This window comes from Bacillus sp. FJAT-44742 (genome assembly GCF_002797315.1).
GTDB classification, from domain to species: Bacteria; Bacillota; Bacilli; order Bacillales; family Marinococcaceae; genus Thalassorhabdus; species Thalassorhabdus alkalitolerans.
The window spans coordinates 3,546,189-3,568,619 of sequence record NZ_KZ454936.1 but is presented as its reverse complement, the minus strand read 5'-3'; the positions used below and the strand labels follow the sequence as shown (position 1 = coordinate 3,568,619).

The 22,431-nt window shown below is 44.1% G+C and carries 20 protein-coding genes, 7 tRNA genes, 2 rRNA genes and 1 riboswitch; of the genes, 9 read left to right on the top strand and 20 right to left on the bottom strand.

Annotated elements, in window-relative coordinates:
- The first annotated feature begins 15 nt into the window (after positions 1–15).
- The gene (locus tag CEF17_RS17700; RefSeq protein ID WP_232725543.1) at positions 16–174 is read left to right on the top strand and encodes an aspartyl-phosphate phosphatase Spo0E family protein; all 159 of its coding nucleotides are present in this window, start codon (positions 16–18) and stop codon (positions 172–174) included.
- Between the two features lie 168 nt (positions 175–342).
- Here CEF17_RS17700 and CEF17_RS17695 read toward each other — a convergent pair.
- The 9 genes from CEF17_RS17695 to CEF17_RS17655 all read right to left on the bottom strand — a co-directional run bounded on the left by CEF17_RS17695 (position 343) and on the right by CEF17_RS17655 (position 4,916).
- Positions 343–418: transfer RNA gene (locus CEF17_RS17695), tRNA-Ala, on the bottom strand.
- A gap of 8 nt (positions 419–426) precedes the next feature.
- Positions 427–500 (bottom strand) — tRNA-Gly (locus CEF17_RS17690).
- 6 nt (positions 501–506) lie between these two features.
- Positions 507–581: transfer RNA gene (locus CEF17_RS17685), tRNA-Gly, on the bottom strand.
- A gap of 216 nt (positions 582–797) precedes the next feature.
- Positions 798–873, bottom strand: a tRNA-Lys gene (locus CEF17_RS17680).
- Between the two features lie 16 nt (positions 874–889).
- Positions 890–975, bottom strand: a tRNA-Tyr gene (locus CEF17_RS17675).
- Between the two features lie 101 nt (positions 976–1,076).
- Positions 1,077–1,151 (bottom strand) — tRNA-Glu (locus tag CEF17_RS17670).
- Between the two features lie 154 nt (positions 1,152–1,305).
- Positions 1,306–2,523, bottom strand: a complete 1,218-nt coding sequence (locus CEF17_RS17665; protein ID WP_100400641.1) for a D-alanine--D-alanine ligase family protein — start codon at positions 2,521–2,523, stop codon at positions 1,306–1,308.
- 20 nt (positions 2,524–2,543) lie between these two features.
- Positions 2,544–4,130: a UDP-N-acetylmuramoyl-tripeptide--D-alanyl-D-alanine ligase gene (locus tag CEF17_RS17660; RefSeq protein ID WP_100400640.1), complete on the bottom strand. Its 1,587-nt coding sequence runs from the start codon at positions 4,128–4,130 to the stop codon at positions 2,544–2,546.
- 6 nt (positions 4,131–4,136) lie between these two features.
- Positions 4,137–4,916: an alpha/beta fold hydrolase gene (locus CEF17_RS17655; protein WP_100400639.1), complete on the bottom strand. Its 780-nt coding sequence runs from the start codon at positions 4,914–4,916 to the stop codon at positions 4,137–4,139.
- 454 nt (positions 4,917–5,370) lie between these two features.
- Here CEF17_RS17655 and CEF17_RS17650 point away from each other — a divergent pair, with 454 nt between their 5' ends.
- The 4 genes from CEF17_RS17650 to cydS all read left to right on the top strand — a co-directional run bounded on the left by CEF17_RS17650 (position 5,371) and on the right by cydS (position 9,005).
- The gene (locus tag CEF17_RS17650) at positions 5,371–6,261 is read left to right on the top strand and encodes a manganese catalase family protein (protein WP_100400638.1); all 891 of its coding nucleotides are present in this window, start codon (positions 5,371–5,373) and stop codon (positions 6,259–6,261) included.
- 255 nt (positions 6,262–6,516) lie between these two features.
- A complete protein-coding gene (locus tag CEF17_RS17645) occupies positions 6,517–7,848 on the top strand; it encodes a cytochrome ubiquinol oxidase subunit I (protein WP_100400637.1) in 1,332 nt (443 codons plus the stop codon).
- Positions 7,849–7,861: 13 nt separating this feature from the next.
- Positions 7,862–8,878, top strand: coding sequence for a cytochrome d ubiquinol oxidase subunit II (locus CEF17_RS17640; RefSeq protein WP_100400636.1), 1,017 nt, complete (start codon positions 7,862–7,864; stop codon positions 8,876–8,878).
- On the top strand, positions 8,856–9,005 hold the full coding sequence (gene cydS, locus CEF17_RS21095) for a cytochrome bd oxidase small subunit CydS family protein (protein WP_442857462.1): 150 nt from the start codon (positions 8,856–8,858) through the stop codon (positions 9,003–9,005). The genes CEF17_RS17640 and cydS overlap by 23 nt, the downstream gene beginning before the upstream one ends.
- 56 nt (positions 9,006–9,061) lie before the next feature.
- Here cydS and CEF17_RS17635 read toward each other — a convergent pair whose 3' ends face one another.
- Positions 9,062–9,355 (bottom strand): hypothetical protein, encoded by a 294-nt coding sequence (locus CEF17_RS17635; protein ID WP_100400635.1) that lies wholly within the window; start codon positions 9,353–9,355, stop codon positions 9,062–9,064.
- A gap of 314 nt (positions 9,356–9,669) precedes the next feature.
- Here CEF17_RS17635 and CEF17_RS17630 point away from each other — a divergent pair, with 314 nt between their 5' ends.
- Positions 9,670–11,058 carry an MFS transporter gene (locus CEF17_RS17630; RefSeq protein ID WP_100400634.1) on the top strand — a complete coding sequence of 463 codons (1,389 nt, stop codon included), beginning with the start codon at positions 9,670–9,672 and terminating at the stop codon, positions 11,056–11,058.
- A gap of 31 nt (positions 11,059–11,089) precedes the next feature.
- Here CEF17_RS17630 and CEF17_RS17625 read toward each other — a convergent pair whose 3' ends face one another.
- Genes CEF17_RS17625 through eutH form a run of 3 tightly spaced genes read right to left on the bottom strand, consistent with a single transcriptional unit; the run spans position 11,090 to position 13,670 of the window.
- A complete protein-coding gene (locus CEF17_RS17625; RefSeq protein WP_332835310.1) occupies positions 11,090–11,779 on the bottom strand; it encodes an SOS response-associated peptidase in 690 nt (229 codons plus the stop codon).
- Positions 11,780–11,791: 12 nt separating this feature from the next.
- Positions 11,792–12,553 (bottom strand): 3-oxoacyl-ACP reductase, encoded by a 762-nt coding sequence (locus CEF17_RS17620; RefSeq protein ID WP_100400633.1) that lies wholly within the window; start codon positions 12,551–12,553, stop codon positions 11,792–11,794.
- 25 nt (positions 12,554–12,578) lie between these two features.
- A complete protein-coding gene (gene eutH / locus CEF17_RS17615; protein WP_100400632.1) occupies positions 12,579–13,670 on the bottom strand; it encodes an ethanolamine utilization protein EutH in 1,092 nt (363 codons plus the stop codon).
- Positions 13,671–13,950: 280 nt separating this feature from the next.
- Between eutH and CEF17_RS17610 the strand changes: the two genes are divergently transcribed.
- A complete protein-coding gene (locus CEF17_RS17610) occupies positions 13,951–15,216 on the top strand; it encodes a Y-family DNA polymerase (protein WP_100400631.1) in 1,266 nt (421 codons plus the stop codon).
- A 55-nt stretch (positions 15,217–15,271) separates the two neighbouring features.
- Here CEF17_RS17610 and CEF17_RS20145 read toward each other — a convergent pair whose 3' ends face one another.
- Positions 15,272–15,415, bottom strand: coding sequence for a hypothetical protein (locus CEF17_RS20145; protein ID WP_157843075.1), 144 nt, complete (start codon positions 15,413–15,415; stop codon positions 15,272–15,274).
- Positions 15,416–15,676: 261 nt separating this feature from the next.
- Here CEF17_RS20145 and CEF17_RS17605 point away from each other — a divergent pair, with 261 nt between their 5' ends.
- Together CEF17_RS17605 and CEF17_RS17600 are read left to right on the top strand one after the other, a co-directional pair.
- On the top strand, positions 15,677–16,087 hold the full coding sequence (locus CEF17_RS17605) for an NUDIX hydrolase (RefSeq protein ID WP_232725602.1): 411 nt from the start codon (positions 15,677–15,679) through the stop codon (positions 16,085–16,087).
- 118 nt (positions 16,088–16,205) lie between these two features.
- Positions 16,206–16,294: riboswitch (cyclic di-GMP riboswitch) on the top strand.
- Positions 16,295–16,347: 53 nt separating this feature from the next.
- A complete protein-coding gene (locus tag CEF17_RS17600) occupies positions 16,348–16,635 on the top strand; it encodes a hypothetical protein (RefSeq protein WP_100400629.1) in 288 nt (95 codons plus the stop codon).
- Between the two features lie 40 nt (positions 16,636–16,675).
- Here CEF17_RS17600 and CEF17_RS17595 read toward each other — a convergent pair whose 3' ends face one another.
- The 6 genes from CEF17_RS17595 to CEF17_RS17570 all read right to left on the bottom strand — a co-directional run bounded on the left by CEF17_RS17595 (position 16,676) and on the right by CEF17_RS17570 (position 22,227).
- Positions 16,676–17,041, bottom strand: coding sequence for a PH domain-containing protein (locus CEF17_RS17595; RefSeq protein WP_157843074.1), 366 nt, complete (start codon positions 17,039–17,041; stop codon positions 16,676–16,678).
- A gap of 91 nt (positions 17,042–17,132) precedes the next feature.
- Entirely contained in the window at positions 17,133–17,708 is a 576-nt protein-coding gene (locus CEF17_RS17590) for a DUF421 domain-containing protein (RefSeq protein WP_232725541.1), read from the bottom strand.
- A 531-nt stretch (positions 17,709–18,239) separates the two neighbouring features.
- Positions 18,240–18,704 (bottom strand): hypothetical protein, encoded by a 465-nt coding sequence (locus CEF17_RS17585; protein ID WP_100400627.1) that lies wholly within the window; start codon positions 18,702–18,704, stop codon positions 18,240–18,242.
- Between the two features lie 163 nt (positions 18,705–18,867).
- Positions 18,868–18,943, bottom strand: a tRNA-Thr gene (locus CEF17_RS17580).
- Positions 18,944–19,090: 147 nt separating this feature from the next.
- Positions 19,091–19,207, bottom strand: a 5S ribosomal RNA gene (gene rrf / locus CEF17_RS17575).
- A 79-nt stretch (positions 19,208–19,286) separates the two neighbouring features.
- Positions 19,287–22,227 (bottom strand): 23S ribosomal RNA (locus tag CEF17_RS17570).
- Between the last annotated feature and the right edge of the window lie 204 nt (positions 22,228–22,431).

Genomic DNA, 22,431 nt, shown 5'->3' with positions numbered 1-22,431 from the left:
AAAGAGGTGAAGGTTGTGCCGGAAGAAAGCCTCATCAACGAAATTGAGATGATCAGGGAGCAATTGAATAAAGAAGCATGGAGTAAGCCTCTGTTCTCCAACGAGGTCGTTCAACTAAGCAAGAAACTCGACTCCTTATTAAATAAATATGACTCTTATTTTGCAAAGCATTAATTACCTTCAGTGATGACTGAGGGATATTTTTTTCTCTATTGTTCTTTGGAAAAGCTGTTTTAACGATGGCAGCTTCTAAAAATGCGTTCATTTTTCTGCTTCCTGGACTATGGTTTGTATAAAAACACAAAAAAACCTTAGTTTATCACTAAGGATCGTTATAAATATTGGTGGAGCCTAGCGGGATCGAACCGCTGACCTCCTGCGTGCAAGGCAGGCGCTCTCCCAGCTGAGCTAAGGCCCCTTCTTATATGGAGCGGGTGATGGGAATCGAACCCACGACATCAGCTTGGAAGGCTGAGGTTTTACCACTAAACTACACCCGCAGATTATGGAGCGGAAGACGGGATTCGAACCCGCGACCCCCACCTTGGCAAGGTGGTGTTCTACCACTGAACTACTCCCGCATGTAAGAAGACAAACGAGAAGCACATTTATGTAAATCATATTAAAACATGTCGGCAAAAAAAAGCCGACTCTAACACGTCCATGAATGGACAACTATTGAGTAAATGGTGAGCCATGGAGGATTCCGACGCAACGCTAGTCCCGTCTCTTCCTTGTCTGTGCTTCCCTGCTACGGGAGAACCGTAGGTGAGAATCACGCAACTCTTGTGTATAAATGGTGAGCCATGGAGGATTCGAACCTCCGACCCTCTGATTAAAAGTCAGATGCTCTACCAACTGAGCTAATGGCTCGTACATATAAATGAAATGGTGGAGGGGGACGGACTCGAACCGCCGAACCCAGAGGGAGCAGATTTACAGTCTGCCGCGTTTGGCCAACTTCGCTACCCCTCCAAAAAAGCTACCTTCCTATTAAAACATATTGAGTTTTTCGTGTCAACCTCAATTATATTTTAAGAAAAAAACAAAGCCCTCTTCCATGAGAGCAAAAGTAGTGGTGACCCGTACGGGATTCGAACCCGTGTTACCGCCGTGAAAGGGCGGTGTCTTAACCACTTGACCAACGGGCCATGATTAAATGAATGTATATTGTCTTACTGACAAAAAATATTATATATCAAACTATATTATAAATCAATAGGTTATTAAGATTTTCAGAGAAAAAATTTAAGATCTCTAAAAAAGGGAAGAGGCTGCCTTTGATGGCTGCCTCTTTTAGCTTTCCTAACGGTTACTCGATTTAGATCCGCCTTTGCTTCCACCTTTTGCTCCTTGAGCACTATGCAAAGAAAATAAGTTAGAATCAATCGAAAACGTAAGCTTTTCTCTTTCCCTTTTACGCTTTAAAGCAAATTGAATCATTTGGTGAGTAAGCTGCTTGAAGTCTTTTCCGGCTGGATCCCATAAGTAAAAAGATAAAGAACCAGGAATGGTGTTAATTTCATTTATATATACTCTTTGTTCGCTGTTATCAATAAGGAAATCAATACGAGAGACCCCACTGCAGCCAAGAAGCTGAAATGTGTCAATTGCAAGGTCTTTCACTTCTTCTTCAAGATTCCCTGGAATGTCGGCAGGAATAATACGGTCTGTGCTTTCCATTCCTTTAGAGGCTCCGCCTCCTCCTTTACCGCCGCCTTGATATTTGTCCTGGTAGCTCAAGATTTCTTCAGTTTTCAGAACTTCTTCAATAACGGAAGCTTCTGCATCCTCGTAATCTCCTAAGACAGAGCAGTTTACCTCTTTCATATCCGTCACCATTCGTTCCACAACAATTTTGGCGGCAAATTCCATGGCTTCCTCTACAGCTGTTTCTAATTCTTCCCGGTTTCCTGCTTTGCTGATTCCCACACTAGAGCCAAGATTAGCCGGCTTGACAATTACCGGGTATTGAAGCCTTTCTTCTATCTCTTCGATAAAATCCTCGCTGTCTGCATTCCACTGGCTATTATAAAACCATACGTAATCAAGAATCGGCAGACCTGAGTCCCTTAATACCTGCTTCATGAGAATTTTATCCATCCCAACAGCAGAAGATGGAACATCACAGCCAACATAAGGCAGGTCAAACAATTCAAATAGTCCCTGAAGCACACCGTCTTCGCCAAATGTACCGTGAATGATTGGGAAGGCTACATCAATTTCAGCCATTATTTTCTTTCCAAATTTAGGGGCAGGGTCTTTCTGCAGAGCAACTCCGCCCGCCTCATTCTTCGTGACAATGACCTTTTGAGCCTCTGAAAGAAGCTTTTTGATATCCTTATAATTATCAATATCCAGCAGCTGCTCTCCTGTATACCAGTTCCGATCCTTACTTATATATACTGGTATAACATCATACTGGCTGCTGTCCATCTCATTGATGGCCTGGAGAGCTGAGATTACAGAAACCTCATGCTCAACAGAGACACCGCCAAAAAATACTCCGACTCTAGTTTTCATGCCGTTTTCCTCCTAATTTCTCACTCATTGAATGTATCGGGTAAATCATTCTCTAAAAGAACCACTGATTTTTGAGTAGCAAGCTCATTCATTTTGTCTAGAGCTTCTTGCAGGTTTTTTGCTACAAAGTACTGGGATTCCGGGTACCCTTTTTCCTTTAATCCATCCTGCAAAGGAATTGTTTGTTTTTTTCCAACGAGAATAACAAAGTCACAAGCGTCAGCTGCGTGCATCCCTAACGCTTTGTTTAATTCATACTCTCTATCTCCCAGTTCAATCATCCCGGGAGTAATCAGAATCTTGTATTCTGGCATCTGTCCCAGAACCTCAAGAGCCATCTTTGAACCAACCGGATTGGAATTAAAGGCATCATCAATGATTGTGATATTTCCATTCGGCTTTTTAAGCTCAAGACGGTGAGGAACAGGCTGTGCCTTTTTGACTGCTTGTGCAATCTTTTCAAGGGGAATACCCTTCTCTGATCCAATGGCTACCGCTGCCAGGATGTTGTAAATATTATGACGGCCAAGTAGCTTTGTCTGCATTTCCACAGAGGTTCCATCGTACTTTGTAACGGTAAAATGAGTTCCTTTTGAGGAATAAGTAATATCAGTAGCCCGGTAATGGAGGTCCTCTGCATCAATGCCGTAATACATGGTTCTGACTTTATTTTTTTGTTGGTATGCCATAATGTTCTCATCGTCCTTATTTACAAACGCTGTCCCATCATGAGGCAATGTTTCTACAATCTCATATTTTGTTTTCTTAATATTATCAAGAGTTTTGAAGGTATCCAGGTGCTGTTCTCCGATAGCAGTCAGAACCCCGTATTTGTGATGAACTAACTCACAGATTTCCTGAATATCGTGCTCTTGCTTAGCGCCCATTTCTGCAATGAAGATTTCGTGATAGGGCTTAAGCATCGTTCGAATCGTTTTTGTAACACCCATTTTGGTATTATAGCTTTCAGGAGTCATCAGAACATTAAATTGAGAGGAAAGCACTGTTTCAAGCATATGCTTAGTACTTGTTTTTCCATAGCTCCCTGTTATCCCTACCACTTCCAGGTTAGGCATACTCTTAATGATTTTTTCCGCATCATTAAAGTAATACTGGTTAACCTGGCTCTCAATCGGCCAGTTAATGGTATTGGCAGCAATCATGACAAAGTAGGCCAAAATATTGCTCACAATCAGCGGAATCATAAACCAAAGAAGGGAAACCTCAGCTCCTGCCCCAATCAACGCTGCCACGACCGCAACGATAAGATAAAGGATACCTATAGTTGCTAGCAACCGTTTTACCCTCGGGGTAAACACAAGCTTTTTCTTTTCAGTAACCTTTGGCTGAAAATAAATATTTAATCCATAAAGAGCAGTACCAAGAAGAAGTGCAGTGTTTTCAGCCCCGAAAATCAGTGGGATGATGGCAAGAAGAGGCCAAAAGTCCTTTCGCTGGTACACCAAATCTTTATGTTCGTTCATCCACTTCCATATCCGCTCATTGCGGTAGGAGTTAAGCTGGAGCATATGAGTGCTTTTCTTTATTCTGATCGCTGTATAAAAGCCCCAGACACTTAAAAATAGTATAATTAATAAACTTGTCATAAAACGTTATTCCTCCTTGTCTTTCTGAAGGAAGTTATCAATAATCACCAGAAACTCATTTAAATTATCCAGGTACGCGTAGTGGCCTGCACCTTTAAGAACCACCAGCCCGGCATCGGGAATCTTTTCTTCCATCAGTTTTCCATCTTCCACCGGAGTTGCCTCATCATTTTCCCCCCACACAAGCAAGGTAGGAACTTTTATATCCGGTAAATGATGCTGCAGGTCTTCGTTGACTACATGCACCAGAGATTGCTGCATCACTCCTGATACATTCTTGTAGTCTGCCGAACCTACTTTTCCTTTTATTTTGTTTAATATTTCTTCCCGGTATTTGCTTAAGCCCGGGAGCCTTAGTACTTGTTTGCATGCTTTGTACGTATAGACCTTAATATAATACTTCAATTCTCTTTTTGGCTTTACCCCGGCGCTGTCTACCAGAATAATCTTACGGATCGGGTGTTCTGAAGCATACTCAGATGCATACTTAATAGAGACCCTCCCCCCAAAAGAATGGCCTACCAGCACAGGATCTTCAATTTCCAGCTTCTGCAGAAACTGCTTAAATAAATAAGTATATTGACCTACGCCCCAAGGTTCCGGTGGCTCGTCACTTTCCCCAAAACCAGGGAAATCTATCGACCACACGCGATAATTCTTTTCTAAAAATTGATGCACAGGGGCAAATGCTTGTATATTCGCTCCCCAGCCATGAAGCAGAACAATATTTCGGCCTTTGCCGGATACATGATAGTTTACGTTCACTCCGTCAATGTCTATGAACACAAAAATACGCTCCCATTCTTATTTTCTTCAGTACCTGTTATGTAAAGTGCTCATTCACACCATCTCTTCAAGACTGGCTTTATAAAAGAGTTTCTTTGAAAATAATAAATATAAGTAGTTTTGCACACATTTACACCACTTTATCTTACCACAGATAAAAGCAAACGAGAATGAACTCTTTGTCACATTCCCTTGCTGTCACACTTACTTATTATCTACACCTCTCTCCCTACCCTGTATTAAAAAAGAATAATCTCCTTTCTCACTTTTCACGGGCCTTTTCGAGCTTGCTGAAAAATATCCTTTTCTAATTTATGCGAAATCTTTTGACGATATGAAGGGGACGGACAAATTTCGGCTCCAAAAACCTATTTTTAATGAGTTTAAATAGGAAGGAAGAGGGTAGAAGAAACAGGAAGATTTTTCTTTAATTTCCTAAAGGAGTTGTTTATTCATGTTCCAAAGATTCGATCGTTTACAGATTGAACTTCCAAAGCCCGACAAACCAGATCCGGATGCAGCAAACGCGGTACAAGAGTTAATGGGCGGACGTTTTGGTGAAATGTCAACCTTGATGAACTACATGAACCAATCCTTTAATTTTCGCTCTAAAAAGAAACTAAAACCCTACTATGACCTCATTGCAAGCATCACTGGCGAAGAGCTTGGACATGTAGAACTGGTAACTGCCTCTATTAACTCATTGATGGAAGGTGCTACGGATCATAAATCTCCCTTAGATGCCCCGTTAGAACCAGGTAAATCTGCAGCTAACCCGCATCATTTTATTGTAAATGCCCAGTCCAGCATGCCCGTAAATGCTTTAGGCCAGCCATGGCAGGGAGATTACGTTTTTAACAGCGGAAACCTTGTACTGGATCTCCTTCACAATTTCTTTCTTGAATGTGGAGCCCGCACTCATAAAATGCGTGTCTATGAAATGACAGATAACCCGGCAGCACGAGAAATGATAGGATACTTACTTGTTCGCGGAGGTGTTCATACAGTAGCATATGCGAAAGCACTTGAAACTTTAACAGGAGTAGATGTGAAAAAGATGCTCCCAATTCCAGATCTTGAAAACAGTAAATTCCCCGAGGCAGAGCAGCATGAAAGACGTGGTCTTCACCGAAAACTTTTCACCTTCTCTCCGGAGGATTATAAGGATATTGATAAAATCTGGGTCGGGGAGCACCCCGAAGACGGCAGCACCCTCGAAGTGGTTGAAGGCATGCCTGAAGGAGGAGAAAAACCTGACTTTGAACCAAAACCGGAAGAGTTTGCACCGGGCTATAATATAGAAGATTTCTACGAAATTGCTGCGAAACTGCAAAAGAATATGTAAGCTTCGTCTTACAGCACCGGCTGGTATCAATTTCTGCCGGTGCTTTTTATGTCCAGAGCCTAAACATAAAAGCAGTCATGCCCTCATAGATTGTTACCATATTTCCTTTCTTCCTCCTTTTCGTTGATGGCCAGGCGTAAGAACTACTTATTTAAAATCAGGTACTACCCTGCCTTTTTTTTCAACCTTATTACGCTGTAAAAAACATATGCTTTCAAAGCATTTAAATATATGGTCGGCCGGGAGGAAAACGTTATGTTTATTGAATATGATCCTGCTGTCTACAGCCGGATCCTCACTGCTTTGACCCTTAGCTTTCATATTCTGTTTGCGACCATTGGTGTTGGCGTCCCGCTCATGATTGCATTAGCAGAATGGACAGGTATTCGCAAAAGTGATCCTCACTATATACTCCTTGCCCGCCGCTGGGCAAGAGGATTTGTAGTAACTGTAGCTGTAGGTGTTGTGACCGGTACAGCTATAGGCTTGCAATTAAGCCTCTTATGGCCTGGTTTTATGAAGTTGGCCGGGCAAACTATCTCTTTGCCATTGTTTATGGAAACTTTCGCTTTCTTTGTTGAGGCTATATTTTTAGGAATCTACTTATATACGTGGGACCGCTTTACAAACCCGTTAAAGCACTTGCTGCTTCTCATGCCGGTTGTCATTGGAGCAGCTTCCTCAGCTTTCTTTATAACGACAGTCAATGCTTTTATGAATGCACCCCAGGGTTTTGAAATTGTTGGAAACACTTTAGTTGATATAAGCCCCCTTGCAGCAATGTTTAACCCTGCTGTACCTACAAAAACAGCTCACGTGCTCATTACCTGTTATCTTGCTTCAGCCCTTATCCTCGCAATGATAGGAGCCTTTCGGATTATCAGAGGGGAAACACATGTCTACCATAAAAAGGCTCTTCACCTTACGATGACAGCTGCTTTTGTTTTCTCCATCAGCACTGTTTTGATAGGAGATTTGTCTGGGAAGTATCTTGCTCACTACCAGCCTGAAAAGCTTGCAGCAGCTGAATGGCATTTCGAAAGTACTGACCATGCACCTCTTTTGCTTGGGGGAGTCTTACTTGAAAATGGAGAAGTCCGGTATGCTCTAGAACTCCCTTATGCCTTAAGTATTCTTGCTCATGGAAGTCCTGACGCTCATGTAACCGGGCTTGATCAATTTCCTGAAGAAGACACCGCCCCGTTATGGATACATTACTTGTTTGATGTCATGGTTGGAAGCGGAGTATACTTATTGTTTATTTCTGCTCTGTACTTGCTTTATTTCTGGAAATTCCCCGGCAAGCTTTATCATAGGGCATTGATGAAAGCAATCATTATTTCAGGTCCACTTGCTATGCTCGCTGTGGAAGCAGGATGGATTTTTACAGAAGTTGGTCGGCAGCCCTGGATTCTCTACCAGGTTATGCGTACCACTGATGGGGCAACCACTGCTTATCATGTGGATGCCGTGCTATATCTTTTTACAGGCTTATATGCCGTTTTAGGTGCAACTGCGGGGATCGTCCTCTGGAGAATGTTTACACATAACCCTGTTGACCGTGAGATCTTTAAACGAGGACTTTGACAGAGGTGATTTTATGAATTATGAAATCATTAGTATTAGTATTCTTTGGCTGTTTCTTTATGGCTACTTACTTGCGGCCTCTGTTGATTTCGGGGCGGGCTTTTTCCACTTTTATAATAAGGCCACAAAGAAAAGCGATAAAATAGATCAATTAATTCAACGGTACCTCTCTCCGGTCTGGGAAGTCACCAATGTATTCCTCGTTTTTTTCTTTATCGGCCTCGTAGGCTTTTTTCCTGCCACTGCCTACTATTTCGGGACAGTCCTGTTAATTCCCGTAAGCATTACAATAGTACTTCTCGCTGTTCGGGGCTCTTACTATGCTTTCAACACATATGGCTCGAAAGAGAATTTATTGTATTCTTTTTTCTATGGAACTGCCGGCCTTTTCATACCAGCCTCTCTCACCGTAATTCTTGCTATTTCACAAGGCGGTTTTTTGCAGTTTTCTAACGGAACAATTGAACTTCTTTATCATGACCTTCTAACAAGCTGGCTGCCCTGGAGCCTGGTATCTCTGGCCATGGTGAGCGTTTTGTTTATTTCATCATCTTTTCTTGCCTTTTATAGCTGGAAAGCTGCCGAGGGAAAAGCATACAGACTTTTCCGTAAGTACACTTTGTTGTGGGCTTTCCCTGTAATGCTCGCAAGCCTTTTCGTTGTGTTCGCCATCAGCCGCCACAGCCCTGTACGCTTTCAAATCCTGGCAGATCTCAGCTGGATATTTATGATCTCTTTCTTCTTTTTCTGCGGAGCCGTTTTTTTAATTTGGAAGAGCAGAAAACCGGGGCTCGCTTTTGTATGCGTGATGACCCAGTACTTTACCTCCTGGTTTGGGTACGGAGCCTCCCATTTACCCTACCTGCTTTATCCTCACCTCACCATTTATGACGGAGTCGTTAATGATTCAATGGCCTTTTCCTTACTTTTGGCTTTTGCAGGCGGAATGGTGCTGCTTATTCCTTCACTGCTTTTGCTTATGAGGCTCTTTTTATTTGATACCGAATATGTACAAGGAAAAAAACAATAGGAGGAATGCTATGTCTGGATGGAGTTATTTTCTGATTATGGTTGCGCCGTTCCTTATCGTCGGCTTCTCTCTTTTGTTTTTGTTTTTGTGGTGCGGGAAAAGGAAGAATCCCTTCCCCCCTCAATGACTTTTTCTCCTGCTTTCATCATTCCCGCCCCCCTGTTTCTTTCCACAGGGGGCAGCTTAGTGAGTTAATATCATGATCATTTCGTACAGGGTCTCCAAGTGGTAGAGAAGCAGAACGCCGGATATAGTTAAAGATCCAACGATCCAGCCTAATCCTTTTCTTGCTTTTTTTATATCTGAAAAGAGAGCTACAACACTGGCTGTAAAGGCAGCTACGATAAAGCCGATCCATAGGAGATGTAAGACATTGCTTATCCTTGGTATGCTCATAACAAGGGCGCTGATTGTTTGTCCTACCAGAATAAAGCCAATCAAAAAGTAAGCAATATTATCTTTCGCTGCTTTTACCACCTGACCACCTTCTTTCCTATTTTTAGAAAGCGCTTACATAATATTTTTCTTGTATGTTGACTTCTAAAATTTTCTGCTCTTCTTCCGCCAAGCCCTCTATCTTTATTCCAAAGCTTCTGGAGGATGCCTGTTCATTCTTCCAGCGTTATAGAAAGGCGCGTTTGTTGACAATATATTTAGAGACTCGTAATATTAACATCTGGTCTTTAAATAAAGCTGGCTGAGTACAAGTTATAGTTCTTTTCCCTACCTTACTTCATTTTACTCATTAGTACTCATTAGGCCAGAGAATTCGTTGTGAAAGAAGGAAATGTATGACTACTTCTGCAACTAGTGCTCATTCTCCTCCTGAGCTTGAGCCGTTATTAAAAAAACGACTCATTCGTCTCGTTGCTCTCATTCTTATTTTTTCTGTTATGAATGGGACGATGTTTAATGTAGCCATACCGGATATCGCGGATCACTTTAACCTGCTTCCTTCGCAAGTCAGCTGGGTGATGACCGGTTACATCATGGTGAATGCTGTCGGTGCATTGATGTATGGAAAGCTTGCTGATATTTTTCCCATCCGTTCGATTCTTACATTTGGGATCAGCATGTTCGCTCTAGGAGCCCTGTTAGGTTTCCTTTCTCCTTCCTATGGTCTTTTGCTTGCATCAAGGATTTTGCAGGCAATCGGAGGTGCGACTATTCCTGCCCTGGCGTTTATTATCCCAACCCGCTTTTTCCCTAATGAACGCGGAAAGGTGTTTGGTATCATCTCCTCTACTATTGCCTTTGCTTCAGGCATCGGTCCTATTGCCGGAGGGCTTATTGCCGGCATCCTTGATTGGCGTTATTTGTTTTTATTTTCCGTTGCCTCCGTTTTCGCCATTCCGTTTTTTCGTAAGTGGATGCCTGCCGAAGAAAAGAGAGAAGGAAAAATAGACTATCTTGGTGCTCTTCTATTTAGTATAGCGATTGCTTCTTTTCTAGCCTTTGTCACCACGCTCATAATGTGGCTTATCCCTGTCGCATCTTTATCTTTTGTACTCTTTATCCTTAGAATTCTGAAAGCTGAAGATCCCTTTATCAGGCCTGAAATGTTAAAAAATCGGGCCTACACTATTACCATACTGACAAGCTTTCTAGGAACCAGTGTATTGTTTGGCCTGATTTTTGTCATCCCTATTATGCTTCGCGACCTCTATGAGTTAAGCACCTTAGCTATTGGATTTGTTCTTTTTCCGGGGGCTATGATCGCCGGTATACTAGGACGTTCCGGGGGAGAGCTTGTAGACAAAATAGGCGGGGAAAAGGTGGTGGTCCTGGCTTTAGTTCTCATAGGATCTGGAACAATCCTTCTTTCCACCTTTGCCGGATTTGCTCCCTGGATTATTGCTGTGTGCCTGGTTATCTCCTATATTGGCTTCCCGCTTATTCAAAGCTCAACAGCAAATATCCTCTCTGCTATCCTGCCTGCTAAACAAACAGGAGTAGGGATTGGGCTGTTTAATTTGTTAAACTTTGTAGCAGGAGCTTTTAGCAGTGCTTCCTTTGGAGCTATTTTAGACCTTCAGGATACAGGGATTGTGTTGAATCCTCTTGCTCTGCAGGGGGAGAATGCCATCTTTTCCAACCTGTTTCTTGGACTCACTGTTCTTTCATTTCTCGCTTTGCTCTTGTTTTCTGTGACATTTAAAAAGCACTCTTCTGCGGATTAGAAACAGGCGCCATCAAGGATGACGTCTGTTTTTACAATGAGTTAATCAGGCTGGCGTATTCATTTTTTGGATGATTGACCTCGGGGGACACGGGATAAGCCTCCATTTTCTCTGCTGGAAAAGCCTCTAACAATGTTGTTAGATGATAAGGATCATCCTCTTCTTTATCGAGCCACTCTTTTTCCCTTTCCGCCCTTAAAATGACAGGCATTCGTCCATGAATATCTTCTACAAGAGAATTGGCCTTTGTCGTAATAATAGTGCATGAAGTAATAACTTCCCCCTTTTTCTCCCACTTGTCCCACAAACCTGCAAACGCAAACAGGGGCTTTTCTTTTACCTGAATGTGATAAGGCTGTTTCACACCGTTTTCCTGTTTCCATTCATAAAATCCGTCAGCTGCAATCAAGCAGCGCCGGCGCTGCAACAGCCTTTTAAAAGCCGGCTTTTCATGCACTGTTTCAGCTCTTGCATTGATCATTTTAAACCCGATCTTCGGGTCATCCGCCCAGGAAGGCACCAGTCCCCAGCGCATAAAGCCGGCACGGTTACTTGTTCCGTCATTTATAATGCAAAGCACTTCCTGACTTGGAGCAATGTTGTACCTTCTATCCACTCTTTCTGGAATCACTTCTGCTGCGAACCTTCTTTGGATCATTCTTTTGTCCGCTGTCAACGTATACCGCCCGCACATTACGATCACTTCCTTTATCAACAGCACCCTCTGCCTCTTTTACTTCATCACGAGACCGCCGTCTACAATAAGATTTTGCCCCGTCACTGCTCTGCTTAGTGGGGAGGCGAACAACAAAACGGCATCAGCCATTTCTTCAGGTGTAATGACCCGCTGAAGAGGTGTATTCTGCTGAATGATTTGAAATACCTCTGCTGATGTTGCTTTACTGGCATCTGTTTCTTTTAATAGTCCGCCAGAAGCCATGTTCACGGTGATCCCGTAAGGCCCGAGATCATGGGCCATGGTTCTTGTAAGCCCAAGCAACGCAGCTTTTCCGCTTGTATAATCGTGGTATGGAACCACTGGATTTTGCACAAGGTTCGTTCCAATGTTAACTATGCGACCGAATTCCTGTGCTTTCATGTCAGGAATTCCCGCTTGTGCGGTATTCAAAGCAGCTTGGACGCTTCCTTCAAATTGAACGGAAAAATCCTCCCAGCTGATGTCCTCCGCATTTTTTCTTTCCACTGGATCAAAGCTGAAACCAACTAAGGCGTTATTTACAATGGTCGTGATCGACGTCTTAAAGTATGACGCCGCTTCCTTGAAAATCTTCTCAACCTCTTCTTTGCTGCGCACATCTCCCTGGAGGGCAATCGTTTGTTCACCTAGTTCCTCAGCAAGGTTCTCAGCTCGTTCTTTGCTTTGATAATAGTTAATGATGACATTGGCCCCTTCCCGGGCAAATGCCCGCACCACTGCTTCGCCCAGTCCTCTGCTTCCTCCTGTAACAAGTACTGTTTGACGTTTAATATCCATATCCTTTCCTCCTTTTGGTGGTTTATTACTTTTGAACCTCTGCTTCCAGGTCCCTTGTTAACACAAAGGCTGCTATCATTGCCGTGATTCCTCCCGTGATCTTTCCGATCATCATAGCTGTGATCATTTCCTCTTCTACAGAGGCAGTAAAAGCAAGGTGTCCTCCTAAAATGAATGCTCCGCTCACTGCAAAAGCAAAGTTCATTACCTTTCCGCGGGGGTTCATATCTCGAGCCATTCCAAACATAGGAATGGCATGAGCTAAAGAGGACAGCCAGCCAACAACCGAGATTTCATTCATATGTACCTTATTTCCTAACGGAGACAGAGCCTTCCCAAAAGCCTTTTTTAAAAAATGGACCAGAGGGAAAGCTCCTGCGAGCATAATGGCTATCATGCCGACAATTTGGATCCCTTCACTAATAGGGGCCATTCCAGAAACAAGTGTCCAGCCTGTGAGCGTTTGAAAGATGATAACCGCTGTTGCTCCAACCATCAAGGCCGTCACCCCCTGGCCGAACATCATAAAAAGAGTCACCATAACACGGGGCTGAAGCCACAGGCCTAAAGCAATCCCCCCGGAGAAAATCACAATGGGCACAATGCTTCGAAGCATCATCTCCATTGAAAAGCCTGCAGCCGCCCCTCCCGCAAGAAGGCCGAGAGGAATCGTAGTAAGCCCTGCCAAAACTCCTTTTGCTAAGTAAGGACGATCTTCTTTTTCAATGAGACCTAAAGCCACGGGAATCGTAAAGGTAAGGGTGGGACCAAGCATCGTACCCAGTAAAATGCCGGCAAACAAAGCAGCATCCCTGCTTTCAGCTAACTCTAAAGCCAGTGGGTATCCTCCCATATCCAAGGCAAGAAACGCAGTAGCAAACATAGCGGGGTCTGCCCCCATCCATGAGAAAAAGGGAACCACCACCGGCCGGAGAAGCTCTGCAAGAACTGGAGCCAAGGAGATGATGCCGATCATGGCGATCGCTAAAGGGCCCATCGCCATAAACCCCCGCTCAAACTGTTCCCCGTAGCCGAAACGATTGCCGCCTATCTTATCTGCAGCCCCTATGATCATAAAAATAACAAGAACTAGTACCACTATTTCATTAATTGACATCAGGCTGACCACCAGCTTTACATTTTACTTACTCCTTTTCATTCTACACTACGCTTCCGGACACCTCTTTCGGGGTGCCTTTCGGGGTGCCTGGCACCTCACGCAACTGTCATCTTTTTGTAACATGCTTATGGTACTTTTCCTTGCTCCAAAGGTACTTCTTCTTTCCCCCCTGCTGCAGTCCCTGGCACCTAATCAATTTTTACCAGCACCCTTCTCCTTGAATTAAGAACTTACGTTCGCATATAATAAAGAGAAACTGCATGGCGAGGTGAAGCTCATGGATACTCTGTACAGTCAAATTAAAAGAAAAACCATTCTCTGTATAGACATGAAGAGCTTTTATGCAAGCTGCTCGGCAATTGACCTTGGACATGATCCTCTCACATGCTGCCTTGCTGTCGTAGCTGATACAAAACGGTCAGGAAGCGTGGTTCTGGCAGCAACACCAGCTATGAAAAAGAAATTCGGCATCAAAACAGGAAGCCGTCTGTTTGAAATTCCGGACGACCCTGACATACAGATCGTAAATGCGTCGATGAGTGCTTATTTAAAAACTTCTGTAGAACTGACTAAATTCTTTGCTGAATTTGTGCCCTCCGCTCATATTCATACCTATAGTGTGGATGAAAGCTTTCTTCAGGTGGATGGCTCTCTTCACCTTTATGACTCTCCCCGTCATATGGCACGAATGATTCAGCGCAGCATGCTCAGACGTTTTGGACTGATGTGTGCCATTGGTATCGGTCCAAATATGCTTCTCTCAAAATTGTGTCTTGATCTTGATGCAAAAAAGAAAGGGATCGCTGAATGGCAATTTGAAGATGTAAAAGAAAAGCTCTGGCCCGTGGAGCCCCTTAGCAAGATGTGGGGCATCGGCAGCCGGATGGAGAGAAACCTGAACCGTTTAGGAATACGAACAGTTGGACAATTGGCCCGGACTCCCATTGAACTTCTTGAAAAACAATTTGGCGTCATGGGCAGCCAGCTATACCATCATGCGTGGGGAATTGACCTCTCAGAAATAGGAGCTCCTATTCTGGACGGCCAAATCAGCTACGGAAAAAGCCAAATTCTTCTTCGTGATTATGAAAAGGAGGAAGAAATAAAACATGTCATTCTTGAAATGAGCGAAGAAGTGGCCAGACGAGCCAGAAGGGAACGAAAAGCCGGCCGGACGATCAGTCTCGGCGTTGGGTACAGCCACAAGGAAGCAGGCGGTTTTAACCGTTCCTATACCGTATCTGAGCCGACGAATGAAACAAAGGAAATCTACCACATCTGTCTTCATCTTTTTCAAAAGCACTACCGCGGTGAAACGGTGAGAAGCCTGTCTGTTACCTTATCGAAGGTTTGTGAAGACAGCTGCACCCAACTCAGTCTGTTTGATCCAAAAAAGCCCAAGCGAAAAGCTTTGGGGTATGTAATGGATCAAGTAAGAGCAAAGCATGGGGCGGATTCTCTTTTGCGGGCCGTCTCTTATACGAAGGCCGGCACAGCCCGCCACCGTTCTACCCTGGTGGGAGGCCATAAAGCAGAAGGATAGGAAATTGCACTAAAAAAACAAAGGGGCCTCCCATCATAGGGAAGCCCCTTTGTAATCATTTGGCCTCTTCAGTCTTTTTCTCATATATTTGTTCACCTGTCAGATACTCGATCTTTGATTTGAGTAAAGCATTTTCTTTTGATAAAGATGCTACCTGGTCTGCCAAGTAATCAATCAATTCGTTCACTTCGGTTTTCATTCGTTACTTCCTCCTATTATGTTATCCTCTAAGGGGTTATTGTAAATAAACACTGTCATTAAATGAGCAAGGTTTATTTACCCCTGGTTCTTCCGACTTAAACTTTCTTTCGCGTCAGCAAGCCATGAAGAACTCACACACTTTACTATGGTATTCACTACAATTCAAAGAGATGACAATGATTTAAAAAAGGGAGTGTTTTTTTTGAAAGAGGATTATATTACTTACTTACGAAGCTTTACAGGCAAGAACAAGGTAATCATGGTGGTTGCAGGAGTGCTGATTTTTGATGAAGATAATCGCCTTCTTCTGGAACTTCGCTCAGATAACCAAAAGTGGGGACACCCCGGAGGCTACATGGAGTTAGGAGAAACAATAGAAGAAACAGCGAAAAGAGAAATTTATGAGGAAACAGGACTTACCTTGGATGAGGTAGAGCTTTTTGGGATCTATTCGGGAAAGAAGCAGGAACGTATTTTACAAAATGGAGACGAGGTCTCTCTCGTTAAAATCATGTTTACTTGCAAAGAATTCAGCGGACAGTTAAGAAAAAGTGAAGAATCTCTTCAATTAAAATTTTTTCCCTTGGATAAGCTGCCAGACATTTGGCCAGCCCAGAAGGCTGTATTTAACGATCTCCTGTCAGGAGTCTCGCGCCCTATTATCAAGTAACAGAGGTGAGCGCAAAATATTATGCATATAATTATAAAAATTTGGCAATCGAGAGTTTAACAGAAAAATCCTTTTAAATTCTTTGTTTTCTTGTAAAATAAAGGCTATATCATATGTGTAGATGAAAAGGCAAAATTGCTGAAAAGCAATGACGCAAAACTGTAGGGGCTAAGGTATAAGGCTATACTATGCCAGCCAGCTGCTGTACTTCTTTTTCTCTTTTTTGAATCATAATCAAAGAAAAGCGAGTGTATACGTCTATGAAATTAGAAACCATTATTCGCGGTAATGTCCAATTAACAGAGGAGCCCAGGAATACGTTCTACCACTTTGCTATTAACGTAGAAGAAACCTTAAAGCGCGCACCTGAAATTGATGCAGTAGCAATTTTCGGAATGATCATTTTCCAAGGAAGGTCCTGTGAAACTGTGATCCAGCAAGACCTCAATATCCCATGGAATGCTCTACTAGAAAGCACACAAGCACAAATACGCCAAAAAGCTTTTCGGCAAATTGAAAAATATGAAAGCCATTGTAATCAGCAGTAGAAACCCTGTCTTTTACAATGGCTTTGCTTTATTCAAAAACTTAATGTTTAGACCGTTCACAAATACGCTGAGAGAGCTTTCGGTAAAATTCCATTACATCCGTATCCTTTAGAAACTGAAGCTGATGAGTTCCTCTTTTTGTTGCGATTTCGATATTGTTTGAAAAAGCAAACACCCCAGTCTTTTCAATGGCTATTTCCTCAATTTTTTCATAAGGAATACTGTATACTGCTGACCGGGATTTAGAAATAAGAGAACGGTCAACAAAGAGAATACGGTGACTCGTAAAAGCAACGAAGTCGACCATGAGTCCATATGTACTCTCAAGTTCTTCTCCTTCAAATAAAAACTCCTGTGCCTGGTCTATATGCTTTCTCTTATTGTCTCCTCTCCGAAACAAACTCACCTTTACTATCCCTCCATCTATAAATTCTCTGCATGCCTCTTTTATTCTCTCACTAACAAACAGTGATTACAATTCATTGACTCATCATGCCCTAGTCCAATTTTTCCGGGGGAGGATTGAGGTGTTTCCCTTCTTCAGCTTCTCTAAACAAGTTACCTTCTTTCGGAGGCGATTCATTAGACTCTCGCAATAAACGCTTGAATTCTCCCACAGTAAGCGGCCTGGCGTCTTCTGTCAGCTCATATCCTAAACGTCCATTTGGTTCAATGGTTGCTCTTTTTACACTTTCCATGCTGATGATCCCATTTTGCCTGAGATGCATTTCGATTTTATCTACTGTAAGCCTTACCTTTTTGATATTTTTTAGAAGAGGTCTGCCATCTTTTATTACTGGTACCGATCCACCAGTAAAAAATTTTTCCATTCGGTTTGATTTCACTTGGAGGTATTCAACAATCAAAAGCACCAATACAAAAATAGCAACAGAAATAACCGTTTTTACTACACTTGTTTCAATAATGGGCTGTACAATAATTGAACCGATTGAAATTAAGATAACAGTGGCCGGAATTGTCAGCTGGGAAATTGATTTTCTGCCTGTGACTCTCAGCAATAAAAAACCTACCAATACCATCAAAACTGACTCCCATATAAAATCAGTTTCCACGCCTTATCCTCCTTTTCTAAACCTATCCACTTTTATATTCAGCGTCATAGACAGCCAATAGATGCTAAAGCTTGTCTCCCATTGTCCCATTTTTAGATTCTCCTTCCTGTCCATTTTTAAACATGGTCAAAGAACTGAAAAACAAGAGGATCAAACATGAAGGCAAACGAAAGATCAAAAAGATAGGGGTGTTTTACACCTTTTATAGAGTAAATTAAATCAGGTAGTAAAGTGGAAGATATGCAAGTCAAGTCCCTCATTGAGACACCAAGACTGCAAGGATTTTTCTTAGAACAAGGGTGGAGTATAGGGCAGTAAGCAGATTCCTTTCTTGGATGTGGTTAATCAATGTACAAAAAGAGGAGCCCCAAAAGTTCAACTTAGGGGGCTCCTCGATCCGCAAGTACACTAGAGAAGTGCTGAGGATACCTTTTATTATACTCTTATTTCCAGTAAATGAAATGATCCCCAAGGTGTGGGTATATCATCATCCTGAAGCATTAGCAGTTCGTTGATGAAAGAATGTACTTACTACATATTCATGCTGCTGACTGTAGATTGTTCTCTCCAACAGTTAAACTTGTATAATAAGTAAGCTGGAAACAAATAAGAAAGAAATGTTTTATAGATATTCCAGCCATTGCGATACTCTACCCCTCCTGATCCTACAGCAATAAGTTCAAAGAATGTACTGAGAAGAGTGCATAGAAACAGATCTGCTTTTTCTGAAAAAACTCTTTTTTTCCGCCAATAAATCATTAGAGCCCCTAGGATCGGGAAGTAACCAAAATTATAAGGTATGGTAGTCAAAAATTGCAGCTTCCTTGAAGAAATTCTTGGTTTAACGACCCAGTACCTGTTCCCAAGAATGTTTATGATCAGTGAAATAACAGAAACAAACGGCACGGCTCTCGTAATCACTTGCTTATCTTTTTTATAAAGGACCAGACCCATAACCCAAGGAAAAAGAAAACCAATCATAATATTAAAGAACATTTATATCACCTCTTTTTCATAGTGCCCGGCTGCCTTTTTCCCTATGTATTCTTATGGGCATGCTTGGACTGGCGTGGTGTCCCCTGAATACATCCATACAGGTGCAGACACAAAAAAAGCAGATTCTATTTAAACAGAATCTACTTAGAAATTGTATGTATAATGGAGCTTCCAAGCGGGCTCGAACCGCTGACCTCTTCCTTACCATGGAAGCGCTCTACCGACTGAGCTATGGAAGCATGGAAAGTTAGCATCTATTGACTGACAGCTTCTATTGTAATACTTGAAGCATGCCATGTCAATACATCTTGAGAAATAAGAGAGGCTCAAATGCTAATCATTTTGCTTATAAAAAAGCACCCGTATTGTGGGTGCTTTCAGAGTTTGCCTGGCAGCGTCCTACTTTCACAGGGAGTTGCCCCCCAATTATCATCGGCGCTGAAGAGCTTAACTTCCGTGTTCGGCATGGGAACGGGTGTGACCTCTTCGCTATCGTCACCAGACATAGAGAACATCGTTCTCTCAAAACTGAATAACAGAGAAGAAATAGAGTGTATCACCGAGGCGCCCACCTATTTGTGTTAGGATAAGCCCTCGACCGATTAGTATCTGTCAGCTTCACGTGTCGCCACGCGTCCACCTCAGACCTATCAACCTTGTCATCTTCAAGGGGTCTTACTAGCTTGGCGCTATGGGAAATCTCATCTTGAGGGGGGCTTCATGCTTAGATGCTTTCAGCACTTATCCCGTCCACACGTAGCTACCCAGCTATGCTCCTGGCGGAACAACTGGTACACCAGCGGTGTGTCCATCCCGGTCCTCTCGTACTAAGGACAGCTCCTCTCAAATTTCCTGCGCCCGCGACGGATAGGGACCGAACTGTCTCACGACGTTCTGAACCCAGCTCGCGTGCCGCTTTAATGGGCGAACAGCCCAACCCTTGGGACCTACTTCAGCCCCAGGATGCGACGAGCCGACATCGAGGTGCCAAACCTCCCCGTCGATGTGAACTCTTGGGAGAGATTAGCCTGTTATCCCCAGGGTAGCTTTTATCCGTTGAGCGACGGCCCTTCCATACGGTACCGCCGGATCACTAAGCCCGACTTTCGTCCCTGCTCGACTTGTAGGTCTCGCAGTCAAGCTCCCTTTTGCCTTTGCACTCTTCGAATGATTTCCAACCATTCTGAGGGAACCTTTGGGCGCCTCCGTTACTGTTTAGGAGGCGACCGCCCCAGTCAAACTGCCCACCTGACACTGTCCCTGAACCGGATCACGGTCCGAGGTTAGAATTTCAGTACAGCCAGGGTAGTATCCCACCAGCGCCTCCACCGAACCTGGCGGTCCGGTTTCCAAGGCTCCTACCTATCCTGTACAAGCTGTACCAAAATCCAATATCAAGCTACAGTAAAGCTCCATGGGGTCTTTCCGTCCTGTCGCGGGTAACCTGCATCTTCACAGGTAATATAATTTCACCGGGTCTCTCGTTGAGACAGTGCCCAAGTCGTTGCACCTTTCGTGCGGGTCGGAACTTACCCGACAAGGAATTTCGCTACCTTAGGACCGTTATAGTTACGGCCGCCGTTTACTGGGGCTTCAATTCGAAGCTTCTCCCCGAAGGGGATAACCTCTCCTCTTAACCTTCCAGCACCGGGCAGGTGTCAGCCCCTATACTTCGCCTTGCGGCTTCGCAGAGACCTGTGTTTTTGATAAACAGTCGCTTGGGCCTTTTCACTGCGGCTCTCCGGGGCTTTAACACCCTAGAGAGCACCCCTTCTCCCGAAGTTACGGGGTCATTTTGCCGAGTTCCTTAACGAGAGTTCTCCCGAGCGTCTTAGAATTCTCATCCCACCTACCTGTGTCGGTTTGCGGTACGGGCACCTCTCACCTCGCTAGAGGCTTTTCTTGGCAGTGTAGGATCAGGAACTTCGGTACTATGATTTCCCTCGCCATCACAGCTCAGCCTTACAAGAAGCGGATTTGCCTGCTTCTCAGCCTACCTGCTTGGACGCGCATATCCAACAGCGCGCTTACCCTACCTTTCTGCGTCCCCCCATTACTCAAATGGTGAGGAGGTGGTACAGGAATTTCAACCTGTTTCCCATCGCCTACGCTTTTCAGCCTCGGCTTAGGACCCGACTAACCCTGAGCGGACGAACCTTCCTCAGGAAACCTTAGGTTTTCGACGGAAGGGATTCTCACCCTTCTTTTCGTTACTCATACCGGCATTCTCACTTCAAAGCGCTCCACTGGTCCTCACGATCCAGCTTCTCAGCCCTTTGAACGCTCCCCTACCACGAACACCTGATGGTGTTCATTCACAGCTTCGGTGATACGTTTAGCCCCGGTACATTTTCGGCGCAGAGTCACTCGACTAGTGAGCTATTACGCACTCTTTCAATGATGGCTGCTTCTAAGCCAACATCCTAGTTGTCTAAGCAACTCCACATCCTTTTCCACTTAACGTATACTTGGGGACCTTAGCTGGTGATCTGGGCTGTTTCCCTCTTGACTACGGATCTTAGCACTCGCAGTCTGACTCCCGAGAAATAAGTCTCTGGCATTCGGAGTTTGACTGAATTCGGTAATCCTGTAGGGACCCCTAGTCCAATCAGTGCTCTACCTCCAGGACTCTAACTCGAGGCTAGCCCTAAAGCTATTTCGGGGAGAACCAGCTATCTCCGAGTTCGATTGGCATTTCACCGCTACCCACACCTCATCCCCGCAATTTTCAACTTGCGTGGGTTCGGGCCTCCAACAGGTGTTACCCTGTCTTCACCCTGGACATGGGTAGATCACACGGTTTCGGGTCTACGACCACGTACTATGGCGCCCTGTTCAGACTCGCTTTCGCTGCGGCTCCGCCTCTTCAGCTTAACCTTGCACGGGATCGTAACTCGCCGGTTCATTCTACAAAAGGCACGCCGTCACCCATTAACGGGCTCCGACTACTTGTAAGCACACGGTTTCAGGATCTCTTTCACTCCCCTTCCGGGGTGCTTTTCACCTTTCCCTCACGGTACTGGTTCACTATCGGTCACTAGGGAGTATTTAGCCTTGGGAGATGGTCCTCCCGGATTCCGACGGGGTTTCACGTGCCCCGCCGTACTCAGGATCCACTCCGGAGGAAACGAAGTTTCGGCTACAGGGCTCTTACCTTGTCTCGCAGGTCGTTCCAGACCGCTTCGCCTACTTCGTTTCTTTGTAACTCCAATGGAGTGTCCTACAACCCCAGGGTGCAAGCACCCTGGTTTGGGCTGTTTCCGTTTCGCTCGCCGCTACTCAGGAAATCGCATTTGCTTTCTCTTCCTCTGGGTACTAAGATGTTTCAGTTCCCCAGGTCTGCCTTCTTACACCCTATGGATTCAGGTGCAGATCCTATCCCATTACGGATAGGGGGTTCCCCCATTCGGATATCTCCGGATCAAAGCTTACTTACAGCTCCCCGGAGCATTTCGCTGTTCGTCGCGTCCTTCTTCGGCTCCTAGTGCCAAGGCATCCACCGTGCGCCCTTTCTAACTTAACCTATTAGGTGGTTTGTTTCTAAGTCACGCCTCGAAAGTTCCACTTTCATGAAACTCCGGTGTGATTTTTGGCTCTATTTCTTCTGTTATCCAGTTTTCAAAGAACGAAGCACAGGATGTGCAAACTTCGGTACCGTCACAGGACGTGACGAATGGTGCCGAAGATCCTTATCCTCGTCTTCCTTATAATAAGGGAGAGTGTGCCT